This window comes from Corynebacterium sp. (assembly GCF_012838985.1).
GTDB lineage: Bacteria > Actinomycetota > Actinomycetes > Mycobacteriales > Mycobacteriaceae > Corynebacterium.
In genome coordinates, this window is sequence record NZ_DUOE01000110.1 from 1 (window position 1) to 8,363 (window position 8,363).

The following is an 8,363-nucleotide window of genomic DNA, read 5'->3' on the forward strand; positions in this document are numbered from 1 at the left end:
CCGGGGCCTCCGCCGTCGACAAGCAGCAGGTCCGGTCCGTCACCGTCGACGGACCGGACCTCGAGTCATTCGTGGAGAACTCCACGGGCTCCCAGGTGAGCTTCTACCGCATCTCGGACGGGAAACGCACCGGCACCGCCACGGAGCGATTCGCGCGGCCGGCACTGAGCCTGATCAAGCTCTACATCGCGGAATACGTCATCGAGCACGGCACCCTGGTCGAGCAGTACGAGGCGATCAACATGATCAGCTCCTCGGACGACAAGTCGGCGGGGGTGCTGTACCGGAAGTACCCGGACTCCATCGACGTCGTGGCGAAGAAGTACGGGCTGCTGTCCACGCGGGCCGCGGACCGGTGGGGCTTCTCGGTGACATCCACCTATGACGCGGTGAACTTCATCGCGCAGCTGCTGGAGGAGGACCCCACGCACCCGATCCTGGTGGCCATGGCGGAGGCGACCCCCATCGCCGCCGACGGCTACGGACAGGACTTCGGGACCTCGGTGCTGCCCGGGGTGATCGGCACCAAGTGGGGATGGTCGGACAAGAAGGACCTGCACTCCTCCGTGTCCTTCGGGGAGAACTTCGTCGTGGCGGCCGCCGTCACCGGCAGCGCCGACGAACTCACCGACCTCGTCGAGTTCCAGCTCACCGACGAGGTGGAGGAGGCTAGAGGCTCGACGCCGTCCGCAGCAGATTGAGCAGCTGGGTCAGCTGGTCCGTGGACGGTGCCGGGACCTCCGGAGTCGCCGGGGGAGCGGGCGGGACCGGCACGTGAGGAACGTGCGGGATCCACTGGCCCCAGTCAGTGGCGTAGACGTGGTTGATGTCCACGGTGACACCGTCGATGACCCGCTGCTGGCTCTGGGGCAGCTGGTGGATCGTGGTGCGCGGGTGGATCCTTCCGCCGGAGCCCCAGTCGTGCATCCAGAAGAACTCACCGATGCCGTCCTGCGTGCACCACTCGACGACGTGGTAGTTGCCGTACACGCCCGTCTGGTAGCCCGCCGCCTGCAGCGCCGCGCTGAAGGCCCGCAGGTAGGGGCGGATCTGGTTCTCGTACTGGGCGCGGGTCGGGTCGTCGTCGATGGCGATGTAGATCGGGCGGCCGGTCGGCCCGCCGGCGGCGACGTGCAGGGCGATGGCCTGCGGGGCGTGCTCCAGAACGCCGGCGGCGCCCCGGAGCCAGTCAGCGGTCTCCGCGCGGCCGAACTGGTACACCGAGGCGGTATGCAGGTTGTGCTGGGCCAGGGAGACGGTCTCCACGAGGGTGACGGGCTTGCCGACCATCCAGCTCTCGGTTCCCGGGCGGCGCTGGGAGACGTAGCGCACGGCACCCAGGTGGCCCGCTGCCCGGATGGAGGCGGCGGAAGGTACTCCGGCCGCATAATCGATGACGGTGCCCAGGATGCGCCCCTGGGCGGCTGCCTGCGGGGCCGTGGCGGCGGTACCGACCGCACCGGCGGCCAGGGCGAGTGCGGAGGCACGGAGGAAACCGCGCCGGTTCATGGTGGAGGACATGGGAAACTCCCGGGGTGAGCTGGGCAGAGTGACCACGATAATCACGCTGATAACATCCGCCACACTAGCAACAGGTGGGTGGGGGAATCCATGTCTCCGGCACGCAGAAGGCCCCGGCCTGCAACCGCAGACCAGGGCCGTTTCGGCGCCCCTGAGAGGAATCGAACCTCCGACACCCGCTTTAGGAGAGCGGTGCTCTATCCACTGAGCTACAGGGGCAGAAATGGGCGGGGAACGTGACGTTCACCAAAGGTGAGGGTACCGCACCAGGGGGAAATGTCGGAAACCGGGGCGGGCCAACTATCCTGGGAGGGAACACATTATTCCTGTCAGAAAGGACCACGCCGTGGCCCAGAACCAGCCGACCTTCATCGACGTCCAGCGACGGGACATCGTCGCCGAGATCGTGACCAAGGATGGTGTCCCGGTGCTGTCCATCGACAAGCAGGTGCCGGGCGGCTCCTCGAAGCGACTGCTGCTGCTCAACAAGGTCGACGCCAAGCAGCTTTCCGACGTTCTCGAGCACTACCTCAAGCAGGTCTACTCCCTGGAGCTGGCCGGCCTCAACGCCTCCCTGTCCCCGGAGGACATGGTCGCCCTCTTCGGCGAAGAGGACGAGGACTAGCCGCTCCCTCTAGGCCGTGAGCTCCTCGAGCTTGCGGCGCACCGCGGAGGCCTCCGGGTTGGTGGCGTGCGTGCCGTCAGAGTACTTCACGGTCGGCACGACGCGGTTGCCGTCGTTGACCGACTCGACCCAGGCGGCGGCATCGGCGTCGAGTTCGACGTCGATGAGCTCATAGGGGGTCTCGGTGCGGTCGAGGCGCTTCTGCAGGTTGATGCAGTAGGGGCACCAGGTCGTCGCGTAGATCGTCACGTGATTCTCGGCCATGTCAGGCGGCTTCCTTTCTCTCGTACCGCAGGAAACGGTAGCGCAGGGGAAGATCACTGGGCTGGTCGTCCAGGATCAGACGTCCATTGTCGGACACGAGCCAGTCGGTGTCGGACACCAGCCCGAAGTTGTGGGGGATCGTGGGGGCGAAGACGGCCCTATCACCCAACGCATCACCCAGCTGCACCCCCATGAGGGTCACCTCGAGGACGTCACAGTCCTCGATCGTCGCGGCGTACACCTGGCCGCCGCCCATGATCCATGCCTCGGGTGCGTCGATAAGCGGGATCTCGGAGACCACCGTGCCGCCGGCGGACCAGTCGCCGGGGGAGCGGGTGCTGAGGATGAGGTTCTCCCGCTGCGGCAACGGACGGAACCGCTCCGGCAAGCTCAACCACGTACGACGTCCCATGATGACGGGGTGACCGCTGGTGACCTCACGGAAATGCGCGAGATCCTCCGGCACATGCCAGGGCATGCCGGCACCGTCGCCGATGATGCCGTCGAGGGACTGCGCCCAGATGGCGCCCAGCACAGGCATCAGACGGAGACCCTGCCCCTGATCACCGGGTGCGGGTCATAGCCCACGACCTCGACATCCTCGAAGGTGTACTCCGTGATACCCGCGGCCTTACGCAGGTTGAGCTGCGGATACGGGCGCGGCTCACGGGAGAGCTGCTCACGCACCTGGTTGAGGTGGTCGTTGTAGATGTGGCAGTCACCGCCCGTCCAGATCAGCTCCCCGACCTCCAGGCCCGCCTGCTGCGCGAACATGTGCGCCAGCAGCGCGTAGGAGGCGATGTTGAAGGGCACACCCAGGAACATGTCCGCCGAACGCTGGTAGACCTGCAACGACAGCTTCCCGTCGACGACATAGAGCTGGAACAGCAGGTGGCAGGGGAGCAGCGCCATCTCATCGAGCTCCGAGACGTTCCACGCGGACACCACGTTCCGACGCGAATCCGGATTCTCCCGCAACGTGGTCAGCGCCTGCTCGATCTGGTCGACGTGCGACCCGTCCGGCGTGGGCCAGGAACGCCACTGCACACCGTAGACGGGACCCAGCTCACCGTCCTCATCAGCCCACTCGTTCCAGATGCGGATGTTGTTCTCCTGCAGCCACCTCACGTTGGAGTCGCCGCGCAGGAACCACAACAGCTCACCGACGACGGAGTGCAGGTGCACCTTCTTCGTCGTGAGCAGCGGGAACGAGTCCGCCAGGTCATAACGCAGCTGACGGCCGAACACACTGAGGGTGCCGGTACCGGTGCGGTCACCCTTCGGGGCCCCCTCGTCGAGGATCTCCCGCAGGAGGTCCTCGTAGGGAGTGGAAATCGAAGCGCTCATGGAGGCCACGATACCCACCCCACCGCGCGCGGGATACTAGTAGTGCCCGTTGTCCCGGAAGTACTCGGCGGCCAGGGCGAGGATCTCGTCCTTGAGCTCCGGACGGCAGATGACGATGTCCGGCATGTAGGTGTCCTTGTTGTTGTACGTCAGCGCCGAGCCGTCCAGCCGCGAGCAGTGCAGACCCGCCGCCGTGGCGACACCCACCGGCGCCGCGGAGTCCCACTCGTACTGGCCACCGGCGTGGACGTAGGCGTCGTAGTCACCCAGCAGGACGTGCATGGCCTTGGCACCGGCGGAGCCGATCGCGGCGGTCTGGAAACCCAGGCGGTCGGCGATGCGCATGGCCACCGCCGGCGGGCGGTTGTGCGAGATCGCGATCTTGCGGGAGAAGGGACCGGTCACCGCACGGGCCTCATCGCTGCTGAACACGACACCCAGGTCCGGCAGACCCACGGCCGCGTGGGAGGGGAAGCCGTTCTCCACGAGGGCGACGTGCACGGCCCAGTCCTGACGACCGGTGGCGAACTCCTTGGTGCCGTCGAGCGGATCGACGATCCAGACACGGTCCTTCTCCAGGCGGGAGGGGTTGTCCGCCATCTCCTCGGAGAGGAAGCCGTCATCCGGACGGTGCTGCTCGAGCACCCGGGCGATCCAGTTCTGGGCCAGATCATCGCCTGCGTCACCGAGACTCCGGCCACGCAGGGCACCGACATTGCGGACACCCTTGAGGATCTCTCCCGTTCCCTGTGCGATCAGGCGGGTGAGTCGGGCATCTTCGAGATGAGCAGTCATGCAGAAAACAATACCGCGCGGGTTAGAGTTGGGCATGACCAGAAGCATCCTCGATCGGTTCCGCCCGCAGGTGGCCACCTGGTTCGAGGAGGTCTTCGCGGCCCCCACCCCCGTTCAGGAGGCCGCCTGGGAGGCCATCTCCGACGGGGACCACGCACTCGTCGTCGCCCCGACCGGCTCCGGCAAGACCCTCGCCGCCTTCCTCTGGGCGCTGAACAACCTGGTGGAACGGGAGGGTCAGCTGGCGTTGCCGGTGGTGGGGGACACGGGGGCGTCGGAAAGCAGTGACGACCGCGGCGTGAAGGTGCTCTACATCTCACCCCTCAAGGCACTGGGCGTGGACGTGGAGAACAACCTGCGCGCGCCGCTGACCGGTATCTCACGGGTGGCGCAGCGCCTCGGGCTGGATGTGCCCGACATCACCGTCGGCGTGCGCTCCGGCGACACCCCGCAGGCGGAACGGGCACGGCAGGTGCGTCGGCCGCCGGACATCCTCATCACGACGCCCGAGTCGGCGTACCTCATGCTCACGTCGAAGGCCGCCGGCGTCCTGCAGAGCGTGGAGACGGTCATCATCGACGAGATCCACGCCCTCGCCGGCACGAAACGCGGCGTGCACCTGGCGCTCAGCCTCGAGCGGCTCGCGCGGCTGACCGGCGGGTTCCAGCGCATCGGCCTCTCCGCCACCGTCCGCCCCCTCACGACGGTGGCCGACTTCCTCGGCGGCGACCGCCCCGTGGAGATCATCGCCCCGCCCGCCTCCAAGGAATGGGAGCTCGGCGTGCACGTCGGCGTCGAGGACATGTCCGACCTGCCCGTCCCGGAGATGGGCTCCACGATCGGGGAGGCCACCATCGACGACCGGCTGGGCCTCAGCGCGCCGGAGACCCCCGCCGGACCCGTCGAGTCGGCGCTGCCGCAGCAGAAGTCCATCTGGCCGTACATCGAGCAGGACGTCTACGCGCAGGTCATGGAGCACCGCTCGACGCTGGTGTTCGTCAACTCACGACGCACCGCCGAACGCCTCACCAGCCGCCTCAACGAACTCCACGCCCTGGAGCATGACCCGGATTCCCTGTCCCCGCCGCTGCGGCGTGACCCGGCGCAGGTGATGAAGTCCATCGACACCGCCGGGGCGGCCCCACCGGTCATCGCACGCGCCCACCACGGCTCCGTGTCCAAGGATGAACGCGCGCTCACCGAGCAGATGCTCAAGGAGGGCTCGCTGCGGGCCGTCGTGGCGACCAGTTCCCTGGAGCTGGGCATCGACATGGGGGCGGTGGAACTGGTCGTGCAGGTCGAGTCCCCGCCGTCGGTGGCCTCCGGCCTGCAGCGCGTCGGCCGCGCCGGGCACTCCGTCGGCGCCGTCAGCCACGGCTCCTTCTACCCGAAACACCGCTCCGACCTGGTGCAGGCGGCGGTGACGGTCGCGCGGATGCGGGAGGGCCTCATCGAGGAGCTCCACGTCCCCGCCAACCCTCTCGACGTGCTCGCCCAGCAGACCGTCGCGGCCGTCGCCGCGGAGTCGCTGCGGGGCCGGGACCTCGACGTGGAGGAGTGGTACGCCACCGTCCGCCGCGCCCGCCCCTACCGGGACCTGGCGCGCGACGTCTTCGACGCCGTCATCGACCTGGTCAGCGGCGTGTACCCCTCGACGGACTTCGCGGAGCTGCGGCCGCGGGTGATCTTCGACCGGGTCACAGGGCTTCTGAGCGCCCGCCCCGGTGCCCAACGCGTGGCCGTGATCTCCGGCGGCACCATCCCGGACCGCGGGATGTTCGGCGTCTTCCTCGTCGGCGGGGAGGGGGCGCCACGCCGCGTCGGTGAACTCGACGAGGAGATGGTCTACGAGTCCCGCGTCGGCGACGTGTTCACCCTCGGCGCCTCCAGCTGGCGCATCGAGGACATCACCCGCGACCAGGTGCTCGTCAGCCCCGCGCCGGGCCACACCGGGCGCCTGCCCTTCTGGACCGGCGACGCCGCCGGCCGCCCCTACGAACTGGGCCGCGCCCTGGGCGCCTACCGACGCGACGTCCACGCCGACCCCTCCCACATCCGCGACCTCGACGACCACGCCCGCGACAACCTCATCGCCTTCCTCGCGGAGCAGGAGGAGGCCACCGGCGTGGTCCCCGACGAGAAGACCCTGGTCCTCGAGCGTTTCCGCGATGAACTGGGGGACTGGCGGGTGGTGCTGCACGCACCCTACGGCCGCGGGGTCAACGCAGCCTGGGCCCTGGCCGTCGGGGCCCGGATCGCCGAACGCACCGGCATGGACGCCCAGGCCGTCGCCGGCGACGACGGCATCGTCCTGCGCCTGCCCGAGGGCGAGGCCGACCCCGACGCCTCCCTGTTCCTCTTCGACGCCGACGACATCACCGACCTGGTCACCGAGCAGGTCGGCAACTCTGCGCTGTTCGCCTCCCGCTTCCGCGAGTGCGCCGCCCGCGCCCTCCTCCTGCCACGCCGCCACCCCGGCAAGCGCGCACCCCTGTGGCAGCAGCGCCAACGGGCGGCCCAGCTTCTCGACGTCGCCCGGAAATACCCCAGCTTCCCCATCATCCTGGAGACCGTCCGCGAGTGCCTCCAGGACGTCTACGACCTGCCCGCCCTCGTCGAGGTGTGCCGCGACCTGGCGACCCGCCGGACCCGCATCACCGAGGTCACCACCGACCAGCCCAGCCCCTTCGCGTCCTCGCTGCTGTTCAACTACACCGGCGCGTTCATGTACGAGGGTGACAGCCCGCTGGCGGAGAAACGCGCCGCCGCCCTGGCCCTCGACCCGGCGCTGCTGGCCAAGCTGCTCGGCACCGTGGAGCTGCGGGAACTGCTCGACCCGGAGATCATCACCGAGGTCCACGACCAGCTGCGCCGCCCCCCACGCACCCCGGAGGAACTCGCCGACGCCCTGCGCCGCCTCGGCCCGCTGCCCCTCGACGAGATCCCGGTCCCGTGGGACAGCCTCGGCGACCGCGTCATGGAGGTCCGCATCGGCGGCCGCCCGCACCTCGCGCAGACCCTCGACGCTCCGCTGCTGCGCGACGGACTGGGCATCCCCGTCCCACCCGGCGTGCCCGCGCAGGTGGAGACCATCGTCGACGCCCTCGACCAGCTCGTCTCCCGGTGGGTGCGCACGCGCGGCCCCTTCGTCCTCCGCGACCTCGCCGACGCCTTCGGGCTCGCCGTCAGCGCCGCCCACACCGCCCTGCAACCCCTGCTTGCCGACGCCCGCCTCATCGACGGCCACTTCCGTCAGGGCGTCGATGAGCAGGAGTACTGCGCGGCAGAGGTCCTCTCCGTCATCCGCCGCCGCTCACTCGCCGCCGCCCGCGCCGCCACCCGCCCCGTCATCGGCGCCACCTACGCGCGCTTCCTCGTCGACTGGCACCAGATCGACGGCCCCCTGCGGGGCGCGGACGGCGTGTTCAACGTCCTCGAACAGCTCGCCGGGGTGCGGCTGCCCGCCAGCGCCTGGGAGTCCCTCGTCCTGCCCTCCCGCGTGCGCGACTACGACCCGCTGCACCTCGACGAGCTCACCGCCAACGGCGAGATCCTCATCGTCGGGGCCGGCACCGCCGCCGCCCGCGACCCGTGGATCATGCTCCTGCCCGCCGACCTCGCCGCGGACCTCGTGCCCCGGGTGGAGGCGGAGGGGCTGACCTTCATCCAGGAGCAGGTCATGGACGTGCTCCGCCGGGGAGGTGGCTTCCTCTTCGCGGACCTGCAGCGGGAACTCACCCAGGTGGTCACCACCGCCGAACTGCGGGAGGCGATCTGGGGGCTCGTCGACGCCGGGCTCGTCAGTCCCGAC

8 protein-coding genes and 1 tRNA gene are annotated in these 8,363 nt (G+C 69.2%); 3 read left to right on the forward strand and 6 right to left on the reverse strand.

Going from position 1 to position 8,363, the window contains the following annotated elements; all coding sequences use genetic code 11:
- The coding region (locus GXZ33_RS06495) for a hypothetical protein (protein WP_291340037.1) at positions 1–701 on the forward strand (701 nt) is incomplete at its 5' end.
- On the opposite strand, the gene GXZ33_RS06500 is transcribed toward GXZ33_RS06495, so the two are convergent.
- Positions 670–1,521: a DUF1906 domain-containing protein gene (locus GXZ33_RS06500; protein WP_291340038.1), complete on the reverse strand. Its 852-nt coding sequence runs from the start codon at positions 1,519–1,521 to the stop codon at positions 670–672. The two genes, GXZ33_RS06495 and GXZ33_RS06500, sit on opposite strands and share 32 nt — an antisense overlap.
- A gap of 146 nt (positions 1,522–1,667) precedes the next feature.
- Positions 1,668–1,740: transfer RNA gene (locus tag GXZ33_RS06505), tRNA-Arg, on the reverse strand.
- A gap of 127 nt (positions 1,741–1,867) precedes the next feature.
- Between GXZ33_RS06505 and GXZ33_RS06510 the strand changes: the two genes are divergently transcribed.
- Positions 1,868–2,146, forward strand: coding sequence for a hypothetical protein (locus GXZ33_RS06510; protein ID WP_291340039.1), 279 nt, complete (start codon positions 1,868–1,870; stop codon positions 2,144–2,146).
- A 9-nt stretch (positions 2,147–2,155) separates the two neighbouring features.
- On the opposite strand, the gene GXZ33_RS06515 is transcribed toward GXZ33_RS06510, so the two are convergent.
- The 4 genes from GXZ33_RS06515 to GXZ33_RS06530 are packed head-to-tail and all read right to left on the reverse strand — an operon-like array spanning position 2,156 to position 4,552.
- Positions 2,156–2,410, reverse strand: coding sequence for a mycoredoxin (locus tag GXZ33_RS06515; protein WP_291340040.1), 255 nt, complete (start codon positions 2,408–2,410; stop codon positions 2,156–2,158).
- A 1-nt stretch (position 2,411) separates the two neighbouring features.
- Positions 2,412–2,945: a dihydrofolate reductase gene (locus GXZ33_RS06520; RefSeq protein ID WP_291340044.1), complete on the reverse strand. Its 534-nt coding sequence runs from the start codon at positions 2,943–2,945 to the stop codon at positions 2,412–2,414.
- 5 nt (positions 2,946–2,950) lie between these two features.
- A complete protein-coding gene (locus tag GXZ33_RS06525; RefSeq protein ID WP_291340041.1) occupies positions 2,951–3,757 on the reverse strand; it encodes a thymidylate synthase in 807 nt (268 codons plus the stop codon).
- Between the two features lie 36 nt (positions 3,758–3,793).
- On the reverse strand, positions 3,794–4,552 hold the full coding sequence (locus GXZ33_RS06530) for a 3'(2'),5'-bisphosphate nucleotidase CysQ (protein WP_291340042.1): 759 nt from the start codon (positions 4,550–4,552) through the stop codon (positions 3,794–3,796).
- A gap of 34 nt (positions 4,553–4,586) precedes the next feature.
- Here GXZ33_RS06530 and GXZ33_RS06535 point away from each other — a divergent pair.
- Positions 4,587–8,363: DEAD/DEAH box helicase (locus GXZ33_RS06535; protein ID WP_291340043.1), on the forward strand; the 3,777-nt coding region annotated here is incomplete at its 3' end.

Bases quoted from the DNA above. Each gene is read 5' to 3' on its own strand.
- GXZ33_RS06500 (WP_291340038.1), bottom strand. From the start codon at position 1,521: ATGTCCTCCACCATGAACCGGCGCGGTTTCCTCCGTGCCTCCGCACTC.
- GXZ33_RS06515 (WP_291340040.1), bottom strand. From the start codon at position 2,410: ATGGCCGAGAATCACGTGACGATCTACGCGACGACCTGGTGCCCCTAC.
- GXZ33_RS06525 (WP_291340041.1), bottom strand. From the start codon at position 3,757: ATGAGCGCTTCGATTTCCACTCCCTACGAGGACCTCCTGCGGGAGATC.
- GXZ33_RS06530 (WP_291340042.1), bottom strand. From the start codon at position 4,552: ATGACTGCTCATCTCGAAGATGCCCGACTCACCCGCCTGATCGCACAG.